The sequence below is a fragment of the Mycolicibacterium sp. P4_G11 genome (assembly GCF_056555145.1).
Map to the genome: position 1 here is coordinate 536,294 of NZ_JBFUJW010000003.1, position 20,979 is coordinate 557,272.

Annotated in this window: 21 protein-coding genes and 1 tRNA gene; 6 read left to right on the forward strand and 16 right to left on the reverse strand. The window is 66.1% G+C overall.

The window, feature by feature from the left end:
- Positions 1-8: 8 nt before the first annotated feature.
- From AC1U2B_RS08540 to AC1U2B_RS08555, 4 genes are all read right to left on the reverse strand, one after another.
- Positions 9-1,253, reverse strand: coding sequence for an amidohydrolase family protein (locus AC1U2B_RS08540; RefSeq protein ID WP_480216448.1), 1,245 nt, complete (start codon positions 1,251-1,253; stop codon positions 9-11).
- A complete protein-coding gene (locus tag AC1U2B_RS08545; RefSeq protein ID WP_480216606.1) occupies positions 1,253-2,092 on the reverse strand; it encodes an enoyl-CoA hydratase in 840 nt (279 codons plus the stop codon). Before AC1U2B_RS08545 ends, AC1U2B_RS08540 begins: the two co-directional genes overlap by 1 nt.
- Positions 2,093-2,170: 78 nt before the next feature.
- Positions 2,171-2,968 carry an SDR family NAD(P)-dependent oxidoreductase gene (locus tag AC1U2B_RS08550; protein ID WP_480216449.1) on the reverse strand — a complete coding sequence of 266 codons (798 nt, stop codon included), beginning with the start codon at positions 2,966-2,968 and terminating at the stop codon, positions 2,171-2,173.
- Positions 2,969-2,974: 6 nt separating this feature from the next.
- Positions 2,975-3,736, reverse strand: coding sequence for a crotonase/enoyl-CoA hydratase family protein (locus AC1U2B_RS08555; protein WP_480216450.1), 762 nt, complete (start codon positions 3,734-3,736; stop codon positions 2,975-2,977).
- Between the two features lie 128 nt (positions 3,737-3,864).
- Here AC1U2B_RS08555 and AC1U2B_RS08560 point away from each other — a divergent pair, with 128 nt between their 5' ends.
- The gene (locus AC1U2B_RS08560; RefSeq protein WP_480216451.1) at positions 3,865-4,605 is read left to right on the forward strand and encodes a TetR/AcrR family transcriptional regulator; all 741 of its coding nucleotides are present in this window, start codon (positions 3,865-3,867) and stop codon (positions 4,603-4,605) included.
- 6 nt (positions 4,606-4,611) lie between these two features.
- Here AC1U2B_RS08560 and AC1U2B_RS08565 read toward each other — a convergent pair whose 3' ends face one another.
- The 3 genes from AC1U2B_RS08565 to AC1U2B_RS08575 all read right to left on the reverse strand — a co-directional run bounded on the left by AC1U2B_RS08565 (position 4,612) and on the right by AC1U2B_RS08575 (position 7,365).
- Positions 4,612-5,787 carry a thiolase family protein gene (locus tag AC1U2B_RS08565; protein ID WP_480216452.1) on the reverse strand — a complete coding sequence of 392 codons (1,176 nt, stop codon included), beginning with the start codon at positions 5,785-5,787 and terminating at the stop codon, positions 4,612-4,614.
- A gap of 61 nt (positions 5,788-5,848) precedes the next feature.
- Positions 5,849-6,712: an enoyl-CoA hydratase/isomerase family protein gene (locus tag AC1U2B_RS08570; protein WP_480216453.1), complete on the reverse strand. Its 864-nt coding sequence runs from the start codon at positions 6,710-6,712 to the stop codon at positions 5,849-5,851.
- On the reverse strand, positions 6,712-7,365 hold the full coding sequence (locus tag AC1U2B_RS08575) for a hotdog family protein (protein WP_480216454.1): 654 nt from the start codon (positions 7,363-7,365) through the stop codon (positions 6,712-6,714). The genes AC1U2B_RS08570 and AC1U2B_RS08575 overlap by 1 nt, the downstream gene beginning before the upstream one ends.
- Before the next feature lie 81 nt (positions 7,366-7,446).
- Between AC1U2B_RS08575 and AC1U2B_RS08580 the strand changes: the two genes are divergently transcribed.
- Genes AC1U2B_RS08580 through AC1U2B_RS08600 form a run of 5 tightly spaced genes read left to right on the forward strand, consistent with a single transcriptional unit; the run spans position 7,447 to position 12,706 of the window.
- On the forward strand, positions 7,447-8,244 hold the full coding sequence (locus AC1U2B_RS08580; RefSeq protein WP_480216455.1) for an enoyl-CoA hydratase/isomerase family protein: 798 nt from the start codon (positions 7,447-7,449) through the stop codon (positions 8,242-8,244).
- 2 nt (positions 8,245-8,246) lie between these two features.
- Positions 8,247-9,047 carry an enoyl-CoA hydratase/isomerase family protein gene (locus AC1U2B_RS08585; protein ID WP_480216607.1) on the forward strand — a complete coding sequence of 267 codons (801 nt, stop codon included), beginning with the start codon at positions 8,247-8,249 and terminating at the stop codon, positions 9,045-9,047.
- The gene (locus AC1U2B_RS08590) at positions 9,044-9,823 is read left to right on the forward strand and encodes an enoyl-CoA hydratase/isomerase family protein (RefSeq protein ID WP_480216456.1); all 780 of its coding nucleotides are present in this window, start codon (positions 9,044-9,046) and stop codon (positions 9,821-9,823) included. The genes AC1U2B_RS08585 and AC1U2B_RS08590 overlap by 4 nt, the downstream gene beginning before the upstream one ends.
- Positions 9,820-11,217, forward strand: a complete 1,398-nt coding sequence (locus AC1U2B_RS08595) for a class I adenylate-forming enzyme family protein (protein WP_480216457.1) — start codon at positions 9,820-9,822, stop codon at positions 11,215-11,217. Before AC1U2B_RS08590 ends, AC1U2B_RS08595 begins: the two co-directional genes overlap by 4 nt.
- Positions 11,207-12,706, forward strand: coding sequence for a class I adenylate-forming enzyme family protein (locus AC1U2B_RS08600; RefSeq protein ID WP_480216458.1), 1,500 nt, complete (start codon positions 11,207-11,209; stop codon positions 12,704-12,706). Before AC1U2B_RS08595 ends, AC1U2B_RS08600 begins: the two co-directional genes overlap by 11 nt.
- A gap of 1 nt (position 12,707) precedes the next feature.
- On the opposite strand, the gene AC1U2B_RS08605 is transcribed toward AC1U2B_RS08600, so the two are convergent.
- The 9 genes from AC1U2B_RS08605 to pgm all read right to left on the reverse strand — a co-directional run bounded on the left by AC1U2B_RS08605 (position 12,708) and on the right by pgm (position 20,968).
- Positions 12,708-13,565, reverse strand: coding sequence for an acyl-CoA thioesterase (locus AC1U2B_RS08605; protein WP_480216459.1), 858 nt, complete (start codon positions 13,563-13,565; stop codon positions 12,708-12,710).
- Positions 13,562-13,951 carry a DUF427 domain-containing protein gene (locus tag AC1U2B_RS08610; protein ID WP_480216460.1) on the reverse strand — a complete coding sequence of 130 codons (390 nt, stop codon included), beginning with the start codon at positions 13,949-13,951 and terminating at the stop codon, positions 13,562-13,564. The genes AC1U2B_RS08605 and AC1U2B_RS08610 overlap by 4 nt, the downstream gene beginning before the upstream one ends.
- A complete protein-coding gene (locus tag AC1U2B_RS08615; RefSeq protein WP_480216461.1) occupies positions 13,948-14,790 on the reverse strand; it encodes an LLM class flavin-dependent oxidoreductase in 843 nt (280 codons plus the stop codon). The genes AC1U2B_RS08610 and AC1U2B_RS08615 overlap by 4 nt, the downstream gene beginning before the upstream one ends.
- A gap of 79 nt (positions 14,791-14,869) precedes the next feature.
- Positions 14,870-15,172 carry a DUF4333 domain-containing protein gene (locus AC1U2B_RS08620; protein WP_051954822.1) on the reverse strand — a complete coding sequence of 101 codons (303 nt, stop codon included), beginning with the start codon at positions 15,170-15,172 and terminating at the stop codon, positions 14,870-14,872.
- A gap of 56 nt (positions 15,173-15,228) precedes the next feature.
- Positions 15,229-16,911: a patatin-like phospholipase family protein gene (locus AC1U2B_RS08625; protein WP_480216462.1), complete on the reverse strand. Its 1,683-nt coding sequence runs from the start codon at positions 16,909-16,911 to the stop codon at positions 15,229-15,231.
- A gap of 57 nt (positions 16,912-16,968) precedes the next feature.
- A complete protein-coding gene (locus AC1U2B_RS08630) occupies positions 16,969-17,844 on the reverse strand; it encodes an alpha/beta fold hydrolase (protein WP_480216463.1) in 876 nt (291 codons plus the stop codon).
- 104 nt (positions 17,845-17,948) lie between these two features.
- Positions 17,949-18,021 (reverse strand) — tRNA-Ala (locus AC1U2B_RS08635).
- Between the two features lie 56 nt (positions 18,022-18,077).
- Complete coding sequence (locus tag AC1U2B_RS08640) at positions 18,078-19,337, reverse strand: MFS transporter (RefSeq protein ID WP_480216464.1); 1,260 nt, start codon at positions 19,335-19,337, stop codon at positions 18,078-18,080.
- Positions 19,334-20,968 (reverse strand): phosphoglucomutase (alpha-D-glucose-1,6-bisphosphate-dependent), encoded by a 1,635-nt coding sequence (gene pgm, locus AC1U2B_RS08645; protein ID WP_480216465.1) that lies wholly within the window; start codon positions 20,966-20,968, stop codon positions 19,334-19,336. Before pgm ends, AC1U2B_RS08640 begins: the two co-directional genes overlap by 4 nt.
- Positions 20,969-20,979: the final 11 nt, after the last annotated feature.

Genomic DNA, 20,979 nt, shown 5'->3' on the forward strand with positions numbered 1-20,979 from the left:
GGTGACGGCTAGGCCGTCGCCTCCACCGTGACGCCGAGCAGGTCCAAGGCGTTGTCGCGCATCACTTTCCGGGTGTCCTCGGCGCTGAACTCGGGGAACTGCGGAATGTCGGCGGTGAACGACATCGGGTCGGCGAGCCCTTCACCGTGCGGCCAGTCGGAGCCGAACAGAATCTTGTCGACGCCGATGGTTTCGGCGAGCAACTTCACGTCGTCTTCGTAATACGGGGCGATCCAGACGTTGTTGCGCAGCTGCTCGACCGGGTCCTCCTTGAAGTGGTACGGCGCGTTGTTGGCGGCCTTCTTCAGCCGCTTGATCAGGCGGTAGACGAAGTACGAGCCGTTTTCGATGCTGGCCACCTTCAGCGTCGGGTGCCGGGTGAAGACCTGGTGGACGATCATCGACGCCATCGAATCGTGGATGGCGCGGTCGTCGAGCAGAACCTGATCCAGCGGGTCCTTCTTGCCGAACCCCTCGAACGTCGCCTTGCCGCCCCACAGGGCAGCGATGGCGAGGTAGCCGCTGTCGCTCAGGTGGAATCCGACGGGTACGCCGGCTTCGGCCAGCCGGGCCCACACCGGGTCGTGCAGGGGGTCGCCCAGGGACCGTGGCTTGGCGACGCCGGGCACCGGGGCCGGACGCACCAGCACCAGCTTGGCGCCGCGGCCGAGGACGAACTCGACCTCGTCGACCGCCGCAGCCGGATCGGCCAGAGAGATGATCGGCGCAGAGATGATCCGGCCGTCGGGACGATTGAAACCCCAGTCCTCGTCGAGCCATAGGTTGAATGCGCGCACCGTCGCCATGGTCGCCTCGATGTCGCCCTTGAGCGCTTCCTCGACGCCGCAGGCGAATGTGGGGAGCATGAACACGGTTTCGAGGTTCTGCTTGTCGAGCACCTGCACCCGGGCATCACGATTCTGGTATTCGGGATGGTTGGCCATCCGGTCCACCTTCATCAGCGACGCGGGATCGACGCCGTCCGGAATTTCGCCGCGGAACAACAGATCCAGGCAACCTGGTTCGATGATCGGGTCGAAAGTGGGATTCGGGATGAAGTGATTGACCTTCTCCCCCATCACGGCCCACGTGCGTTTCCCGTCCTGCACCATCTGGACGCCGCGCCGCTTGAACTCCTTCGGCAGATGGCGGGTGCAGGAATCCACGGGCTCGTAGTAGTGGTTGTCGACGTCAATCGCCCGGTAGTCCAACGTCGGATGCGCGATCCGCTCCGCTGCTCGCTCCAAAACCATCAGCACTGCCCCTTCAACGGCGGAAACTGGGGAGACCGCTTCTCGAAGAAACTGGTGATTCCTTCGATCACGTCGGGACGCTGCAGTGACTCGTGCATGAGCGTCTCCGCGCGAGCGCTGGCACTGACGACGTCGCGCATGGTGTCCGAGTACACCTGCTGCTTGATCACCGCCAGCGAACTCGGCGAGCAGTGCGCCGCAACATCTTCGGCATACGCGATTGCCCGCGGCAGCAAGTCCTCATCGGCGACAACCTCTTTCGCCAGCCCGAGCTCGACCGCTTCCTCGGCGCCCACCTTCCGCCCGCTCAGCAGCAGATCCAGGGCGGCGCTGACACCGATCAGCCGCGGCAGGATCCAGGAGATGCCGTACTCGGCGATCAGTCCCCGACGCGCGAACGCAGTGGTGAACTTGGCGCTCCGGGCGACGAATCGGACGTCGCACATCAGCGCCTGGGTCATCCCGATGCCCGCGCACGCACCGTTGATGGCGGCGATGACAGGCTTGCGCAATGTGGTGACGAAAAGCGGATGGCGCTCCCCCACCAGCTTGTCGACGTCCGTGTCGCCGCTGATGGCGGTACCGCTGATCGACGACAGATCACCCATGTCCGCGCCGGCGCAGAACGCGCGCCCGCTGCCGGTGAGCACGATCGCCCGTACTGCCGGGTCGGACTCGGCCGAGTCGAGAGCGGCGTAGAAGGCGGCAGCGAGGCCGTCACCCCAGGCATTCATCCGCTCGGGCCGGTTCAGGGTCACCACCGCAACGCCGGTATCCCGAACCTCGTAGAGCACCACGGCACTCTGGACGTCGGTGTCCACGCGGTCAGGAACCGTCACCGGATGGGCCTCCTCGGCGTCACTCTCGGGCGTTTGTATGGCCATACTGTACACCTATCAGTATCTCCGCGATACGGCTCAGCTGAAGTCGCTGCCGCCGTCGACGTTGATGTTGGCTCCGGTCATGTACGAATTGCGTCGCGACACCAAAAATGCAGCGACAGCGCCTATTTCGTCGGGAAGTCCCGCGCGCGGCAGATGCGCGGGATGCCCGAAATGCTCACCGACTGCAGCCATCAGCGCGTAGGGATCGGCGCCGTCGACACCGACCGATTCGGCCCAGCCGATGAGCGCCTCGGAGGCGATGCTTCCGGGCGAGACCACATTGACCAGGATTTCGTCGGGGGCCAGCAGTAGCGACAGGTTTTTCGAGATGCTGGTGACCATAGCCTTGGCCGCGGTGTAGGCAGGCAGGATGACACTCTGCCGCTGCGTCGAGTGCGCCGAGAAGTTGACGATGCGGGCCCACGATGCCTTGCGCAGCAACGGAAGTGCCGCTCGGACACACCGCACCATGCCCATCGCGCCGTCATCGACGGCGGTGCGCCACTGATCGTCGGTGAGGTCCTCGAAGCTCCCCACCGTAGTCGGCCCAGCGGCGTTGACGAGCATGTTCAACTCGCCGCCCCACCGCTCGCTCAGCTGCGCGAAGAGGTCATCGACCTGAGCTGCGTCGCACATGTCCGCAACCAATCCGACCGCGTCCGGACTGCCCCGACCGGTGAGTTCAGCCGTGGCCGCGTCGAGCACCTCACGGGTACGGCCGACCACGGCGACGCGCGCACCGTCGTCGGCCAGACACCGGGCCGCGGCCAATCCCATGCCGCGGCCGCCACCGACGATCACCGCGGTCGCGTCGCGAACGCCCAGATCCATGAGTCGCTACGTGCCGGTCCAATTCGGGGCGCGCTTCTCGGCGAACGCGACGGACCCCTCTTTGGCGTCGTTGGACGTGAACACCGGAATGATGAGTTCAAGCTGCTTGGACCACATTTCATCGTCGGTCCAGTTGGCGCCCTTGACCAGAACCTCCTTGGTCGCCGCGACGGCCAGTGGCCCGTTGGCGGTGATCCGTTCCGCGAGCGTGATCGCCTCGGCCAGCGCCTCACCCGGTTCGGCCAGCACGTTGACGAAACCCCACGCTTCCCCCTGCTCGGCGGTGAAGCTGTCGCCAGTGAGGGCCAACTCGAGCGCCTTCTGGAACGGGATGCGGCGCGGCAGTCGCAACAAGCCGCCGCCGGCAGCGATCAGACCACGTTTCACCTCCGGGATGCCGAACTTCGCAGTGCGCGAGGCGACTACGAGGTCCGTGGCCAGCACGACCTCGGTGCCACCCGCCAGGGCATATCCCTCGACCGCGGAGATCAGGGGCTTGCGCGGCGGGCGTTCGGTGAAGCCGATTCCGCGACCCGGGATGTCGACGCGCTCACCAGCCGCAAACGCCTTCAGATCCATTCCGGCGCAGAAGTTTCCACCCGCTCCGGTGATCACGGCGACCGACAGGCTTGCGTCGGAGTCGAGTTCGTCGACTGCGTCGGCAAGGCCCTGACTCACCGCGTGGTTCACCGCGTTACGCGAATCCGGACGATTGATCGTGATGACGAGAATGCGACCCTGCCGCTCGACGAGAACTTCGTCTGCCACCGCTTGCCCTCCATAGTCCACAGAAACACTTACTATATGTCTTACAGTAGAGGGACGTGCCAGTCGAGAGGGCAGCACACGGTAGATTCAACAGTTGCGCAGCATCGATCGTGATGGAGGTGCCCACAGTGGCAAAGGTGGCAACCGCCGAAAAGCGCCAGCGGCGTGAGCGGGGTTCGATCAATCCCGATGACATCATCAACGGGGCATTCGAACTCGCAGAACAGGTTTCGATCGACAACCTCAGCATGCCGCTGCTGGGCAAACACCTCGGCGTCGGCGTCACGAGCATCTACTGGTACTTCCGCAAGAAGGACGACCTGCTCAACGCGATGACCGACCGCGCCCTGCGCGAGTACGTGTTCGCCACGCCGTATGTCGAAGCCAAAGATTGGCGTTCGACGCTGCGCAACCACGCCCGCACGATGCGTGAGACTTTCGTGGGCAACCCGATTCTGTGCGACCTGATTCTCATCCGCTCAGCACTGAGCCCGCGGGCCGCCCGCTTGGGCGTGCAGGCGGTCGAGAAGGCGATCGCGAGCTTGGTGGAAGCCGGGCTGTCGCCGGAGCACGCATTCGACATCTATTCGGCGGTGTCGGTTCACGTCCGTGGTTCAGCTGTGCTGCAACGCCTTCGGGACAAGAACCAGGCCGACGGCGAAGGGCCGGGCGATATCCAAGACGCCATGACCATTGATGCCGAGACCACACCACTGCTCGCCAGGGCCGTCAAAGAGGGCCACCACCTCGGCACAGCGGATGAGAACAACTTCGACTTCGGGCTCGAATGCATCCTCGATCAGGCCGAACGGCTGATCGAGGCCAACAAGAAGCCGGCGCCCCGCACCCGCAAGGCGCCGCGCTCCTAGTTCGTTCTAAACCTCGATGACGACCGCGCCGCCCTGCCCGCCGCCGGCACACATCGCGGCGACACCGATCCCGCCACCACGGCGCTGCAGCTCGTAGATCAGTGTCGTCACCATCCGGGCACCCGACGCCGCGATGGGATGCCCCAGGCTGCAGCCACTTCCGGAGAAGTTCACCTTCTCCTCGGCGAGGCCGAATTCTTTGCACGCAGCGATCGGCACCGAGGCGAACGCTTCATTGATCTCCCACAGGGCCACATCGGCCGGCTGCAATCCGGCCCGCTGCAGCACCTTTCCGATCGCGCGCACCGCGCCGAGGCCGGTGTCGCGCGGCGCGACGCCGGCGGCCGCCCACGCGCGCACGGTGGCCATCTTCGTCAGGTTCTCCGCCTCGGCGTAGGCGGCGTCGACGATCGCGACCGCGGCGGCAGCGTCGTTGGTACCGCTGCTGTTGCCGGCGGTGATCGAGAACCCCTCGATCTCGGGATGCAAAGGCTTCAACTGGGCGAGCTTCTCTGCGGTGGTATCGCGCCGCGGAAACTCGTCGACGCTGAAGTCGATGACGGAGCCGTCGGGCAATTGCACCTTGAGGGGGACGATCTCGTCGAGGAACTTGCCGGCATCGATCGCGGCGATGGCCCGCTGATGTGACCGCGCGGCCCAGGCGTCCATCTCTTCGCGGGTAATGCCCATGGCCTGCGCGGTGTTCCAGCCGACGGTGATCGACATGTCTTTGGCCGGAGCATCCGGCGTCTCGACGTGCGTCGGCGGCATCCACCGTTCTTCGAATTTCAGCTCCGGACCCGGGATGCGCCAGTTCACCTGCGGTGTCATCGACAGCGACTGCACTCCGCCGGCGATCAGCACCCGCTCCATGCCCGAGCCGATCTGCGCGGACGCGTTGCCGATGGCGGTGAGGCTGCCCGCGCAGTGCCGGTTCACCGACTGGCCGGGCACCTGCTGCATGCCGGTCGCGTCCGCCGCATACCGGGCGAGATCGCCACCGCCGTAGTGGGATTCAGCGAAGATGAGGTCATCGATCGCATTCGGGTCGACGCCGGCGCGGCGCACCACCTCGGGCAGCACCGTGGTGATCAGTGTCTCCGGCGGCGTGTTGACCAGGGTCCCCTTGAAGGATCGGCCGATAGCTGTCCGGACGGCACCGACGATGACGGGTGTGGGCATGCTCGACCTCAACTTTTCCGGTTGTAACAGATACTGTTGCGTTCACAGTATACGAGACCGGTCAGCCCGGCTCATCTACCCGGAAGTGCTCGTCGCGAAGCCGGAAGGCCTCCTTGGTGCCGTGCTCGCCGCGCGTCTTGACGAAGTTGAACTCACCCGGCGCGAACTGCAGATTCGTGCCGTATGCGTGAAACAGGTAGCTCGCGACTTCCTCACCCTGGTAAGCCTGGCTCTGTTCGACGAGACGAAACGCCTCTTTGGCGATGACCACACCATCGGCGGGCATCTTCGCGGCTTTGGCGGCCCAGTACCGGGCTCTCGCGGTAACCGATTCCGGCGCGCAGGTTTCGGTGAAGACTCCGAGATGTTCGACTGTGCCGGCCTCGACGATGTCGCCGGTGAGCAGCAGTCTGCGCGCCAGCACCGGGCCGAGCCGGTGGAAGAACATGTGCAGGCTGCCGAGCGCCGGCCCGAGAAACCGCGTCGCGGGCATGCCGATCCGGGTGTCTCGGGCGATGACCGAGATGTCGGTCATCAGTGCCATCTCGAAGCCGCCGCCGAGCGCGTAGCCACTGATCTCGCCGACGGTGACCTTCGGGAAGCCCATCAGGTTGTGATAGAAGCCGAATGACTTGCGGTCCACTGTGAGTCGTCGTCGCTGGCTCGGCCGGCTCTTGGCCTGCTGCTCACCCGAGCCGTACCAGCCGTAGGCGTTGTTCATGTCCGCCCCGGTGCTGAACACTCCCCCGTTGCCACGCAGTAGGACCACGGTGATGTCGTCGTCATCGGCGACCTGATCGAGGTATCGGGCCAGCTGATCACGCATGGTGGCGTCGTAAGAGTTGCGCTTGGCCGGATCGTTGAGCGTGATGGTCGCGATGCGGTGGTCGTCGTCGACCGAGTAGAGAACACGATCGTCAGTCATCATTCCTCGAATCCGTTGCGTCGCTTGCCGAATTGAAAACCGCTGAGTAGCGCGGGCCGAGAAGCCACGGTGCTGAACTCACCGATGCAGAGCACGTCGTCGTCCCGCAGTAGTCGTGCCGTCGAGACGACCGCGCCGTCGGATTCCACGCGCACGATGTCGAAGCGCAGCTCGGTGAGGATCGGTGTCGGCCGCCGGAAGGTCAGCGTCAGCGCACGGGTCTTACCGGTCCGCTGCGCGGCGCAGCTCTGATGTTGCGTGACGCAATCGAAGAACACGGCCAGGAACCCGCCATTGACCAGACCCGGCGGCCCCTCGTACACCAGCGGGAAGGTCACGCGCCCGCTCGCCCTTTCGTCATCGAGGTGGTCGAAGGCGTATTCGGGGAAGCACGGGTTGTAGGCGCCGATGTCGAATGCGTGGTCGAGGTAGATGCGCTGCTCATCGCCGGCGTCCGCACCGATACGCGGCGTCAGGTCCGGCGGGCCCGCCACGGCCAGCACACCCTCCCATTCCGCGAACCGGGCCAGCATGTCGTCCACCACGGGATGGTCCCGCTCCAGCGCCAGCAGCAGTCCGGCCAGGCGCCGCATAGCCCGGGCTGCCGCGACCGTCTGCGCGAGCGGACGTTCGCCGTATTCGACCGTGGCCATCTGCCTCTTTTCCCGCTTGCCGAATGCAATCGTAGTACATACTGTTGGCATCACAGTACGGCATGAGAGAGGACCATTGCGGTGAGCGATGACGGTTCGATCACCGTGCTTCGCAGCGCCTCCGTCCTGAGCCTCATGCTCGACCGGCCGACGCATCGAAACGCGTTGAGCCACTCGATGATCGACCGGATGGTCAGTGAGCTGACGACGGCCGCGAGCGACGAAACTCTGCGTGCCGTGCACATCGGCGCGGTGGGCCCGGATTTCTGCAGCGGTGCGGACTGGGTCGCCACGAACGAGGCAGGAACGCGGCCCCGAGCGGGTCACCTGCTGCGCCGCATCCCCCATACCGCGCACCGCCTCATCGAACTTGTTGCGACCATTCAACTTCCGGTCGTGTGCAGCGTCCGGGGCTGGGCCGTCGGACTGGGCTGCAACCTGGCCCTGGCCGCCGATTTCACGGTCGCCGCTGACGACGCGACGTTCTGGGAACCATTCGCCGCGCGCGGCTTCACCCCGGACTCCGGTGCGACGTGGCTGCTGCCACGACTGATCGGCCTGGCCCGCGCCAAGGAGATGCTCCTGCTCGGCGAGAAAGTCAGCGCGACCGAGGCGGCGAACTGGGGCATGGTGCACCGCGCGGTCGCCCCGGCAGACCTCGAGGATGCCGCCGCCGCCCTCGTCGACCGACTGGCCTCGGGCCCGACCGTGGCCCTCGGACTGGCGAAGCAGGCCATCCATCACGCCCAGCAGGCGACGCTGTCGCAGGCGCTGACCCAGGAGCTGTACAACGTGGAATTATCGTGCCGCACAGCTGATTTCAAAGAGGGGATGGCCGCGTTTCGCGAGCACCGGCCGCCCCAGTTCGGTGGGCGGTGAGCATGTTCGACACCATCAAGTACGAGGTCGACAACCACAAGGCCATCATCACGCTGAACCGTCCCGATGCCCTCAACGCACTGAGCCCGCACATGGTCACCGAACTGCGGACGGCCTACGACCAAGCGGAGAACGACGACGACGTCTGGCTGCTCATCGTCACCGCCACCGGCCGCGGCTTCTGCACCGGCGCGGACGTGAAGGAAATTCCCGGCGACGGCAAGGTCGTCGATGAACGGCCTTACCTGTCGACCTACGACCAGTGGGAAGCACCGCAGGAAGGCACCCCGCCGTTCCGGCGGATGGCCAAACCTGTGCTGGCCGCCATCAACGGCATCTGCTGTGGCGCGGGCCTGGACTGGGTGACCACGGCCGACATCGTCATCGCGTCCGAGCGCGCCACGTTCTTCGATCCGCACGTGAGCATCGGTCTGGTGGCCGGCCGCGAAGTTGTCCGGCTCGCACGGGTGCTGCCCAGATCAGTGGCGTTGCGCATGGCGTTGATGGGCAAGCACGAACGATTGAGTGCCACGCGCGCGTACGAGCTCGGCATGATCAGTGAAGTCGTCGACCACGACCGCCTGCTGGACCGCGCACACGAGATCGCCGACATCGTCAACTCCAATGCCCCACTGGCCGTTCGGGGTACACGGCTGGCGATCCTCAAAGGCCTGGACCTGCCGCTACACGAGGCCGAGATGCTCGCGGAGTCCTTCCGGGAACGCAACCTGCACACCGCGGATTCGCTGGAGGGGCCCGCGGCGTTCGTCGAGAAACGCACACCGAACTGGCGGTGCCGATGACGTTCGAGACCATCACACTCGACGTGGACCCCGACGCCCACGTCGCCACCATCACGCTGAACCGGCCCGAAGCACTCAACGCGTTCAACCGCACCATGTGCGAGGAGATGGCGCAGGCGTGGCGGGCCGTCAAACGCGACGACACCGTCCACGCGGTGGTGCTGCGCGCCGCCGGTGACCGGGCGTTCAGCGCCGGCCTCGACGTGAAAACGCCGTATGGACAACCGGACAACGTGTGGAACCACGAAGACCCCGGCGAAGCGCTCAGCCCGAAATGGCAGAAGATGTGGAAGCCCGTGGTGTGCGCCGTGAACGGCATCTGCACTGCCGGCGCGTTCTACTTCGTCAACGAATCCGATGTGGTGATCTGTTCGGACGACGCGACGTTCTTCGATTCGCATGTCAGCGCCGGATTGGTGTGCGCGCTGGAACCCGTCGGGCTGATGCGGCGTATCGGCCTCGCCGAGACCTTGCGAATCGCGTTGATGGGCAACGACGAACGTGTCGGAGCGGCCACCGCCCTGCGCATCGGGCTGGTGTCCGAGGTGGTGCCCGCGGATCAACTGTGGGACCGCGCGCACCAGATCGCCGCGGGCATCGCCGCCAAACCGCCCTCGGCCACCCAGGGCACCGTCAAGGCGATCTGGGAGTCGCTGGACAAGCCGTACCGCGCGGCGATGGAGCAGAACCTCATCTACACACGGCTCGGAAACCCTTTGGGCACTGCCGAACTCAGTGCCGCACCAGCCAAGCGCAAGCCACCGAGGGTCCGGTGACGCATCCGCTGAGCACACGCATCGCCGAAGTACTGCGGTTGGACCCGAGTGCGAATGCCATCGAGTACGACGGCCGCTGGCATTCATGGGGCCAGATCGCCGATGTTGCCCAGGCGGTCGCCGGCGTCTCCCCCGGCACCCAGATCGGCATGTTGCTGCGCAACCGGCCCGATCATGTCGCAGCGCTGCTCGGCGTTCTGCTGGCGGGCGGCACCGTCGTCACCGTCAACCCGTCCCGCGGTGCCGACCGCGTCCGCACCGACCTCGCTGCACTCGACCTGTCGACCATCATCGGCGAAGCGTCCGACTTGGACGCCCCGCCCGCAGGGTCGGTGGGCTGTTTGCAGATCTGGGCGGCGGGCGGCGGCGCCGAACCCCGTCCTGCCGATGCAGTGCGCATGCTGACCAGCGGAACCACGGGACCGCCCAAGCGAATTGACCTCACCTACGACATGCTGGCCCGCAGCCTGATGGGTCCAGCACCGACGGCGCTCCGCCGCGGGGTGGCAATCGTCAACGCCCCGTTGGTTCACATCGGCGGTGTGTACCGGATTTTGCAGTGCATCACGTCGGGACGGCCGTTCGCCCTGCTGGACAAGTTCGAACTGGACCGGTGGGCCGATGCGGTCCGCCGGCACCGCCCCGCCGCGGTATCCCTGGTGCCGGCAGCGCTGCGAATGGTGCTGCACTCAGAACTGTGCGCCGCCGAGTTGGCGAGCATCCGCGCGGTGACGTCTGGTACGGCGCCACTGTCTCCCGACGATGCCGACGCCTTCACCGCCAAGTTCGGCATCCCAGTGCTGACCTCCTATGCGGCAACAGAATTCGGTGGCGGCGTCGCAGGCTGGACCATCGAGGACTACCACCGGTTCTGGAAAGCGAAGCGCGGCAGCGTCGGACGAGCGACGCTCGGCGCATCCCTGCGCGTCGTCGACGATCACGGCAACCCGTTGGCCCCTGGTGAATCGGGACTGCTGGAGGTCAAGCCCGGCCAACTCGCGCCGTCCGCAGACTGGCTCCAGACCACAGACCTGGCCCGCATCGACGCCGACGGATTCGTCTGGATTCTGGGACGCGCCGACCAGGCGATCATCCGGGGCGGGTTCAAGGTGCTGCCCGACGACGTCCGTGCCGCGCTGGAAGGGCACCCCGCGGTGTCGGGTGCGGCAGTCGTCGGCCAGCCCGACGAGCGATTGGGCGAGACGCCGGTCGCCATGGTGGAGTTGCGGACACCCGCCGAGGTCGACGACATCATCGACCATCTTCGAACCCGCCTGGCGCGCTACGAGATTCCCAGTTCCATCGCGATCGTCGACCAGATTCCCCGCACGCCGTCAGGCAAGGCGGATCTGGGTGAGGTCCGCCGATTCTTCGCCGACGAACATGCCCGATAGCACCGACACCATCGACCGCCTGGTCCGGGCACGCAGTGCGGCGCATCCGGACAAGCCGGCGGTGATCGACACGACCACCTCGATGAGCTACGGCGATCTCGATGCGTCGAGCCGCGGCCTGGCCGCGGCGTTCATCGCAGCCGGGATCGGCGTGGGCACTCGCGTCGGGCTGATCATGCCCAACAACGTCGACTGGGTGCGGATCGCCGTCGCGGTGACCCGGATCGGCGCGGTGCTGGTTCCGCTGAGCACACTGCTCCGCGGACCCGAACTGGTCGCGCAACTACGCGTCGCGGCGGTGCAGCACCTGATCAGCGTCGACGAGTTCCGGGGCCACCGCTACCTCGATGAACTCCGTGCCGAGAACGCGGAGTTGCCGGAGCTGCGTCGGGTGTGGCCGGCCACCGACCTTGATGCCGACATGAACCTGAATGTCATTGATACCGTGGCCGAAACTGTCACGCCCGCACACACTCTCGCCGTCATGTTCACCTCCGGCAGCAGTGGTCCGCCGAAGGGCGTCATCCACTCGCACGGGGGCGCGCTGGGTGCGGTACGAGCGGGCTTGACGGCGCGCTGCATCGACAGCGCGACCCGCCTGTACCTGCCGATGCCGTTCTTCTGGGTCGGCGGTTTCGGCAGCGGCATCCTGTCGGCACTGCTGGCCGGCGCCACGCTGGTCACCGAGGAGATACCCCGGCCGGACACCACCTTGCGACTGTTGCAGCGCGAGCAGGTGACGCTGTTTCGCGGCTGGCCGGACCAAGCCGAAGCGATTGCCCGCCATGCTGATTCGATCGGTGTTTCGCTGCCGGCTCTTCAGCCTGGCAGCCTGCCCGCGCTCTTGCCGGAGGCAGAACGCCCGGCGCCTGGAGCCCGGGCGAGGCTGTTCGGGATGACGGAGGCGTTCGGCCCGTACTGCGGCTATCCGGCCGACACCGACTTGCCGTCCGACAAATGGGGTAGTTGCGGTACACCGTTCTCTGGCACAGAGGTTCGGATCGCTGACCCCGAGACCGGAGAGCCATTGCCGGTCGGCGAGATCGGCATGATCCAGATTCGCGGACCGCATCTCATGCGCGGAATCCTCGGGCGCACAACCGAAGAACTGTTCACCGCGGACGGCTACTACCCCACCGGTGACCTCGGCCGTGTCGATGACGACGGGTTCCTGTTCTATCACGGTCGCTCCGACGACATGTTCAAGGTCAACGGCGCGACCGTCTACCCCAGCGAGGTCGAACAGGCACTGCGCACCATCGACGGTGTCGACACCGCGGCGGTGACCGAAGTCGCCGGCGCGGTCGGCGCAGCCATCGTGACTCGTACCATGACCGTCGATGAGCTCCGGGTGGCGGCCCGAAAGCGGTTGAGTTCCTTCAAAGTTCCCACGGTGTGGCGAGTATTGGGGTCCGATGACGCGCTGCCCAGAGGCTCCACCGGGAAGGTCGACGCCGCCGCGTTGAGGAAGCTGCTGGCGCAATCCTGACTTACAAGCGCGCCGTCGCGGCGACAGCGCTGTCCGTGGTTCGCAACGGACGGATCATCCCCTCTTGCGCGAACGAGGCGATCAACCGACCGTCCTCGGTGTGGACTTGTCCACGCACATAGGACATTCCGGCACCGACCTGGGTGCTGTCGTGGGTGTACAACAACCAACCGTCCCAGCCGACCGGCTCGTGGAAGGTGACCGTGACCGTCATCGGCGCCGTAGAAACAGTGAGGTGGGCCTGGCTGGTGCCGATGCCGGCGTGCGCACGCATCGTCGTCGAGATCGACAGGTGGCCGGTGAAGTGCGCGAGCAACGCCTTAGCCAGGTCATCGCGCTGCGGAATCGGGTCATAGTGCAGCCACGCATGCAAGACCGGTGGCCCGACCTCGTCGGGACTGTTGACGTCGACGACGTCGACGAGGCGCAGCTCGCGGCCGACCATCGGCATATGACTCGGAATCGCTTCCGCCGGCGGCGCGATGTCGGGACGCTCCGCGTGGTGCCGGATCACATCGTGAGTCGGGGTGTCGGCCAGCACCGTCACCGTCGCGCAACGTCGCCCGTCCTGCTCCACCGCCACCACCGCGGCGGCGAAACTACGGCCGTCGTTGACCACGTCGACGACGAAGTCGACCGGCAGGTCAACCTGCACCGCTCTGCCGAAGATCGCGTGCGCTGACCGAATCACTTTGGTGGGCAGCTGTTTTGCGACAGCGACGATGGACTGTGCAAGAAGCTGGGTGCCGTCGACGATGGCGCGTTCGCCACCGTCACTGAAGCCGCGGTACCGGCCGGCGCCGGCCGGCTGGACATCGAACACCTCGAGCATTCCGGTGACGGAGGACGGCGTCGTCATGCCTGGCCGTATCCGAGCACAGCGGGATGGGCCTGACCGACCCGAACGATCACCCGGTCCTGGTAGAACGCGACGTGATTGCGCAGCCGCGCGACTTGTTCGGTCGGGTCTTCGTAGCTCCAGCACACCGGTTCGTCTCCATCGTTGTCGAATCGCCAATAGGTGGCTTGCCCTTTGAACGGGCAGCGGCTGGCGGCGTCGGGATCTCTTTGCAGTTCGATGTGCAGGTCCGAACGCGGGAAGTAGAACACCAGGCCGTGATCCTGCTCGTCGACCAGCAAGGCGGCAGTGGTCGACGCGATCAACCGTCCGTCATACTCGGCCGTAATCCTGTTGCGGCGGCGATGGATATCGACGCGGTAGTCGGGGCGGTCCTCGAAACTCATGCCGCTTTCACCACCGTCTCGGCGAACTCTCTCAAGGTGTCAGGCTGGGCGAAATCGGCGAACCACACGTAAAACCGTTCAGCGCCAAGGTCACTCATCCGCCCGAAATGATCGATCAGCTCGCTGGCCGTCCCGCAGGTCAGCCCGTCGCCGAGATACCCGAACCGGCGGGTGCTCGCCTCGGTGACCGACGTCCGGTCCGCTCCGGAACCGATGAACCCGACCATCTGCTGCACCGACACCCGCGCATTGCCCGCCTGTGGGCGCAGCTGTTCTAGGCGATCAAGATGATTGCAGGGCAGATTCCACCAATCGGCATGTCTGCGAACCAGTTCCATGGTCTTCTTGCCGACACCACCCAGTACCAGGGGAATGTGGTGCTCACGGCGCGGGAACTGAGCGTTGTCGCCGTCGTCGCCCCAGTACTGCCGAATCAGCGCGAGGTCACGTTCCAGCCTGCGGAATCGGGCCGGGGCGTCATGGGCGTTGTCGATGTCGAAGCGTTCGAATTCGGTCGGCATCGATCCCGCACCCAGCCCGAGTTCGAAGCGTCCGCCAGACGCGGCGGACATCGTCACGGCGTGCTTGGCGAGCACCGCCGGGTGGCGGAAACCGTCACACAGCACCAGATGTCCGACACGCAGCCGCTGTGTGCGCGCGGCGACCCAGGCGGCGATCGCCATGGCATCCCAGATACCTCGATCCGGGGCACCGGGCGCTTCAAGGTGGTCGATGAAGGCGATGCCGTCGAAGCCCGACCCCTCGGCCACCTGCGCGCGCTCGACGATCTCATCGATACCCAGCCGCACCTGCGGCAGGAACAAGAACCACTCGGCCATGACCCCGCCAGCCTACCGCGACGGGAAGTCATGTTCTATCTATTAGGAAATATCATTCTCTCGTTCGGATTCCCCGCCGCTAGCTGCGGCTCGTCTTAATGTCGAAGCCGACCTTCTCGCCGTCCACGCTGGTGATCTTCAAGTGCGCCTTGTACGGCCCTTCCGGACCGGTGAAGGTGCAGTCGAATTCACCGCCGACCTTGGCGTCGACGCCGGACGGGCATTTGACGTCCGTCGGATGGAACCCGGTTTGGCTGGTCACCAAGTCGGTCACCGACTGCGCGGCGCCGTCGGGCTTGATGGTGGAACCGCATGCGCTGAGCTGCAGCGTGAGCACTCCGCAGATGAGCGTCGTGCCGATGAATCCGGTGGATCGGGTCATGGCAGGAACGTAGCTACGGGCAGTTGGAAATGCGTTGGAAGCAACGCACACCGTCACTACGACCGGCGGATCCGTTCCCCAACAGCGGCAACCCGACGGCGTACCCGGGTGACCCGCGGTACGTACTCAGCGGCCCGTCGGGCTCCGTCGAGAATCGTGGTCATCGGCTGCAACGGTGCGGAGATGCGCGTGGGCGTGCGATCGACCTGCGGCGGCCGATCTCCTTGCCACCACACCGGCTCGGTCAGCCGCTGCACGAACGGCACCGAGCTCTCGACCGATGCGTTGCCCCACTCGATCGCGCGATCGATGGCTTCCGGCGCGGCCGCCAGCGTGACCGGCGAGAGCGTCGGGCTGAACCTGATGACGCGGTCGGCGAATGGCGCGTTGCGCACCATCTGCAGCTGCAAGGCCTGGGTGATGGGTTGCAGCCAAAGGTGTCTCGGATTCCACTGCGGGTGGAAGCAGTCCCAGCCGATGAAGCACGCGTTGCGGGTGCCGAGGCGCCCGTCTTGAATACGCTTCCACGCCAGCTCAATTGGGACGTTACTGGCTGCTCCCCCGTCGACCAAGGCGGCGACGTCCTTCTCCACGAGCAACTGGTCGAGCAGGTCCCACATGCGCGGATCACTGGACTCGTGATGCAGAATTCCCGGGATCGCCGATGAAAAGCTCGCGGCGTCAACGACATTGAAGTCAGCTGTCAGGTCGTCGCCGCCCAGCACGATGGGTTTGACGACGCGGGAGTCGATGAACGCCGCGACCTGCCACAGCCGATTGACGGCGCCTGGCGCGTAGCCCAGCTTGAGGTGTTCGAGCGCCCGCACCCCCATCATCGTGAAGTGCGACGGATGGAACTGCCCAGGTAGGCGGTCGAACGACTGTTTCCTGACCCCGGCGACGACGGTTTCGTACGGGATCGAGAGGTCCGTCATCCGCATCGGTTCACCGTCTTCGCGGGTGAACATCTCTTTGGCGAACTCGTCGAACTGCAGTGAGAACAGTCCGTTGAGGCCGTGGCGCCGCCGGGTCCTGGCCGGGGCCAGGACTCCGCGGTAGGTGACGGTCTTCGCCCACGCGACGTAGTCCTCGATGGGCACCGGCAGCACGCGGGCCATCACACTGCCCACGATGGCGCCGAAGGAGTTGGTCAGCATGTAGGCGGGCGGCAGACCCGCCGCCAGCATGCGCTGCATCCCGCCGAGGTAGACGTAGCCGGCGCCGCCCCCACCGCCCAGTACGGCGACGTAGGTCTTGTAGCCGAGTTCGGTGTCGAGTTCGGCCGCCGAGAAGTCGTTGCCGTGGCGCTCCAGCAGCACCGACCGTTCGTACTCCACATCCTCGGCGAAGTTCGCCAGGACTGCCTTCGCCGCGTCCAACCGTTGCTGCGCCGAGGTACGGCCACGGAGCGGGTTGTACAGCGCATCGATCACTCGGTTCCGGAAGCCGCTGATCTCGTCGCCGACCGTGACGTCGCCGCGGCCGCGGGTGCCGCCCGGGCCGGCCGCGCCCGGTTCGAACACCGTCAGGCGCGCGAAGCTCAAGAGATAGCGCAGGCGCCGGAACTGCTCGGCGCTGAGCACGCCGGGGCATTCGAGGTCGGCGCGCACCAGCGCGGCCTCCATGTGCTGCAGCGCCAGGGTGGGATTGCTGCCCGGAAGCCCAGGAGGTTCGACTTCCTCTACCAGGGCCAACTCATTGGACAGCTCGCCGAACGGTACGAGCTCGGAATTCGCCATCAGTCCATTCTTGTCATCCCGGTCGCTGACCGAGGCAGTTGGGGCGGATTCGCGACGTCAGCTCTTCAGCGGCTCGGCCAGCACATCCGAAAGCCACTTGATCACAAGTTCGGGCTGCTCGTCGATGATGAAGTGACCGCAGTTGGGCACCTCGGTGATGTTCAGATCGTCGGCGTGATCGGTGAAGCCATCCAGCAGCGACGGGTGCACGGCCACGTCGTCGAGACCGAACAGCACCCGCACCGGCATCGCGAGTTTCTGGTCGTCATAGGGCCCGCGCGCGAGCTTGGCGAACTCCTTGCCGACCATCGACCGGTAGATCTTGGAACCCGCCACGCGACGGTCCCGGTCGCGGAAGCAGCTGCGGAAGAAGTCCACCGACTCCTGGGGCATCCCGCTGCGGCGGATGAACCACCACAGCGTCGGCGACAGGTGCGACAGCGGCCCGACACCAGGGGCTCCCACGACAAGTTGGTACGCCAATTTGTGGGCATGTCGGGCCACCCGGCCCGGCTCCTGCCACACCGGCGGAATGTTGAGGATGGCCAGCCGCGTGATCCGCGACGGCGCCTTCAGCGCTACCAGCTGCGCGGTCCAGCCGCCCCAGTCATGGCCGACCAAGTCGAAGGAGTCGAGCCCCAGCGCGGTCGCCGCGGCCAGCACGTCGGAGGCGAACTGCTCCTTCTCATAGCCCTTCGGGGTGACCTCGCTCCAGCCGGCGCCACGCAGATCCATGGCGTGCACCCGGTAGCCGGCGTCGGCCAGCGCGGGAATCACCTTGTGCCACATCCACCAGTTCTCCGGCCAGCCGTGCAACAGCACGACCGGGCGCCCAGCCTCCGGTCCGGCCACGGCGACGTGAATCTTCACGTCACCGGCCTGCACATATTCATGGGTCACGCCATCGAGAGTGGGCATGCTGCGCTGAGTCATTCGGGCATCTTACCGTGCGGTCAGTTCCGATGACGAGGGCCGAGTGATCGCGGCTGGGAAACGAGAAAACCCGCTCTGACCGAAGTCAGAACGGGTTTTACTTGTGGAGCTAAGGGGATTCGAACCCCTGACCCCCACACTGCCAGTGTGGTGCGCTACCAACTGCGCCATAGCCCCTTAAGTGGTGCCTGATGAAGCTACACCACCGGCCCCATGGTGAACAAAACGGCTGGTCAGAGCGACCCTTCCACCGGCTCGTGACCCAGCGGACAGATCGGGGTTTCCTCCTCGTCACCCGAATGACGCGTCTCCGGAGCCAGCCACCAGCCCACCGCGGCTGCCAGCAGGATCACCCCGCCTACGCCGAACGCCGCGGTGAAGGACACGTGCTGGGCGATCTGCCCCGCGACCAGCGAGCCGACGATCGTGCCGAGGTCGGACATCATCTGGAAGGTCGCCACGGCAGTGCCGCCCCGAGCCTGGTTGCCGATGATGTCCGCGACGGCCGCCTGCTGCGGTGAGACGAAGACGCCACTCGCCGCGCCGGTCACGAACGCGATCGCCAGGAAAACCGGGAGCGACGTGGTCCAGCCCAGCAGCATCGTCGAAACGGACGACACCGTCAGCCCGGCGATCAGCAGCTTTCGCCGGCCGACCCGGTCGGACAGATGGCCGCTGGGAATGACGGCGCACACGTTGCCGACCGCGAACACCGCCAACACCAGGCCGGCCATGCCCGCACTGCGGTGCAACACGTCGACGACGAACAGCGGAACCAGCGCCACCCGCAGGCCCAGCGCGGCCCAGCCGGACGCCAGGTTCGACAGCAGCGCGGCCTGATAGGCGCGGTTGCGCAGCACTGTCCGCACCGACACCGCCGGCCCGGTTTCCTCTTCGGGCGCGGCCAGCGTCGAGTTCCGCAAACTGACGAACACCACGGCCGCGGCGACGGTCAGCGCCACGCCGTAAATGATGAACGGCACGGCCAGACCCAGCCCGGCGGCCAGGCTGCCCACCACCGGCCCGGCGACGGCGCCGATCATGAAGGCACTGGAGAACAAGCCGGCCACTCGGCCGCGCGCGTCGAACGGCGACAGCCGGATCATCAGCGCCAGGGACGACACCGTGAACATCGTCGAGCCCGCACCTCCGAGCGAGCGGAACAGCAGCAGCTGCCAGTAGGTCTGGGCGAAAGCGCAGGCCAGCGTCGACAACGCGACGATCAGCAGGCCGGTCAGATACACGCGCCGTTCACCGAGTTTCTGCACCAGCAGTCCGCTGGGCGGCGCGAAGATCAGGCGCATCGCGGCGAACGCGGTGATGACGAACGTCGCCGCGCTGATGCTGACACCGAAGTTGCGGGCGTACGCCGGCAGCACCGGAGCCACCACGCCATAGCCGAGTGCGATGACGACGTTGGCGCCGGCCAGCACCCATATCTCGGCGGGAAGTCGGGTCGGGGCCGGACAGTCGCCCTCCGTGACAGCGCTCACGCTATGACTGTATTCACCACATCTCGTGCGGCTTGCTGCACCTCAGCAAGATGCTCCGGGCCCTTGAACGACTCGGCGTAAATCTTGTAGACGTCCTCGGTACCCGACGGCCTCGCGGCGAACCACGCGTTCTCGGTCGTCACCTTCAGGCCGCCCAGCGGGGCGCCATTACCCGGCGCCGCGGTGAGCTTGGCGACGATCGGTTCGCCCGCCAGTTCGGTCGCGGTGACCTGCTCGGCCGACAGCTTCGACAACCGGGCCTTCTGCTCACGATTGGCCGGCGCATCGATGCGGGCATAGGTTGGGGCACCGTACTTTTCGGTCAGCTCGGTGTAGCGCTGCGACGGTGAGACGCCGGTGACCGCGAGGATCTCCGAAGCCAGCAGCGCCAGGATGATGCCGTCCTTGTCGGTGGTCCAGACGGTCCCGTCCGTCCGCAGGAACGACGCCCCCGCGCTCTCCTCGCCACCGAATCCGATTGTGCCGCCGAGCAATCCGTCGACGAACCATTTGAAGCCGACCGGCACCTCGATGAGCTGTCGCCCCAGCCCGGCCACCACCCGGTCGATGATCGATGAGCTGACCGCCGTCTTGCCGACCGCGGTGGAACCCGGCCACCCCGCGCGATGGGTGTACAGATAGTCGATCGCGACGGCGAGGTAATGATTCGGGTTGAGCAGCCCGCCGTCGGGTGTGACGATGCCGTGCCGGTCGGAGTCCGCGTCGTTGCCGGTGGCGATCTGGTAGCGGTCCCGGTTCGCGATCAGCGAGGCCATGGCATTCGGCGAACTGCAGTCCATCCGGATCTTGCCGTCGGTATCGAGTGTCATGAACCGCCAGGTCGCGTCGACCAGCGGGTTGACCACGGTCAGGTCGAGTTGGTGCCGTTCGGCGATGGCGCCCCAGTAGTCGACGCTGGCACCGCCGAGCGGGTCCGCTCCGATGCGTACCCCTTCGGCCCGAATGGCGTGCAGATCAACGACATTCGGCAGATCCTCGACGTAGGCATTCAGATAATCGTGCCGCTCCGTCGAGCCCAACGCGCGCGCCAGCGGGATCCGCTTCACGTCGCGCAGCCCGTCACGCAGAATCTCGTTGGCGCGCTTGGCAATCACGCTCGTCGCATCGGTGTCGGCCGGGCCGCCGTTGGGCGGGTTGTACTTGAAACCCCCGTCGCGCGGCGGGTTGTGCGACGGGGTGACGACGATTCCGTCGGCGAGATCGCCTTCGCGGCCGCGATTGAAGGTCAGGATCGCGTGGCTGACCGCCGGGGTGGGTGTGTAGCGGTCGGCCGCGTCGATCATCGCGACGACCTCGTTGCCGGCCAGCACCTCCAGTGCCGTCACCCAGGCCGGCTCGGACAAGGCGTGGGTATCGCGACCGATGAACAGCGGTCCGGTGGTGCCCTGCGCGGCGCGGTACTCGACGATCGCCTGCGTGGTGGCCAGGATGTGCGGCTCATTGAACGCCGCGTCCAGGCTGGACCCGCGGTGGCCTGACGTGCCGAATACGACCTGCTGGTCGACGTTCTCGGGGTCCGGCGCCACTGTGTAGTAAGCGGTGACCACGTGGGCCACGTCGATCAGGTCATCTGGTTGGGCCGGTTGGCCGGCGCGCGGGTTGGCCGTCATGGGCTCGATTC

Coding starts and splice junctions, on each gene's coding strand:
- pgm (WP_480216465.1), bottom strand. CDS start 20,968: ATGACGGCCAACCCGCGCGCCGGCCAACCGGCCCAACCAGATGACCTG.
- AC1U2B_RS08610 (WP_480216460.1), bottom strand. CDS start 13,951: ATGAGTTTCGAGGACCGCCCCGACTACCGCGTCGATATCCATCGCCGC.
- AC1U2B_RS08585 (WP_480216607.1), top strand. CDS start 8,247: ATGTTCGACACCATCAAGTACGAGGTCGACAACCACAAGGCCATCATC.
- AC1U2B_RS08565 (WP_480216452.1), bottom strand. CDS start 5,787: ATGCCCACACCCGTCATCGTCGGTGCCGTCCGGACAGCTATCGGCCGA.
- AC1U2B_RS08590 (WP_480216456.1), top strand. CDS start 9,044: ATGACGTTCGAGACCATCACACTCGACGTGGACCCCGACGCCCACGTC.
- AC1U2B_RS08540 (WP_480216448.1), bottom strand. CDS start 1,253: ATGGTTTTGGAGCGAGCAGCGGAGCGGATCGCGCATCCGACGTTGGAC.
- AC1U2B_RS08605 (WP_480216459.1), bottom strand. CDS start 13,565: ATGACGACGCCGTCCTCCGTCACCGGAATGCTCGAGGTGTTCGATGTC.
- AC1U2B_RS08630 (WP_480216463.1), bottom strand. CDS start 17,844: ATGACTCAGCGCAGCATGCCCACTCTCGATGGCGTGACCCATGAATAT.
- AC1U2B_RS08575 (WP_480216454.1), bottom strand. CDS start 7,365: ATGGCCACGGTCGAATACGGCGAACGTCCGCTCGCGCAGACGGTCGCG.
- AC1U2B_RS08550 (WP_480216449.1), bottom strand. CDS start 2,968: ATGGATCTGGGCGTTCGCGACGCGACCGCGGTGATCGTCGGTGGCGGC.
- AC1U2B_RS08620 (WP_051954822.1), bottom strand. CDS start 15,172: ATGACCCGATCCACCGGATTCATCGGCACGACGCTCATCTGCGGAGTG.
- AC1U2B_RS08625 (WP_480216462.1), bottom strand. CDS start 16,911: ATGGCGAATTCCGAGCTCGTACCGTTCGGCGAGCTGTCCAATGAGTTG.
- AC1U2B_RS08600 (WP_480216458.1), top strand. CDS start 11,207: ATGCCCGATAGCACCGACACCATCGACCGCCTGGTCCGGGCACGCAGT.
- AC1U2B_RS08570 (WP_480216453.1), bottom strand. CDS start 6,712: ATGACTGACGATCGTGTTCTCTACTCGGTCGACGACGACCACCGCATC.
- AC1U2B_RS08615 (WP_480216461.1), bottom strand. CDS start 14,790: ATGGCCGAGTGGTTCTTGTTCCTGCCGCAGGTGCGGCTGGGTATCGAT.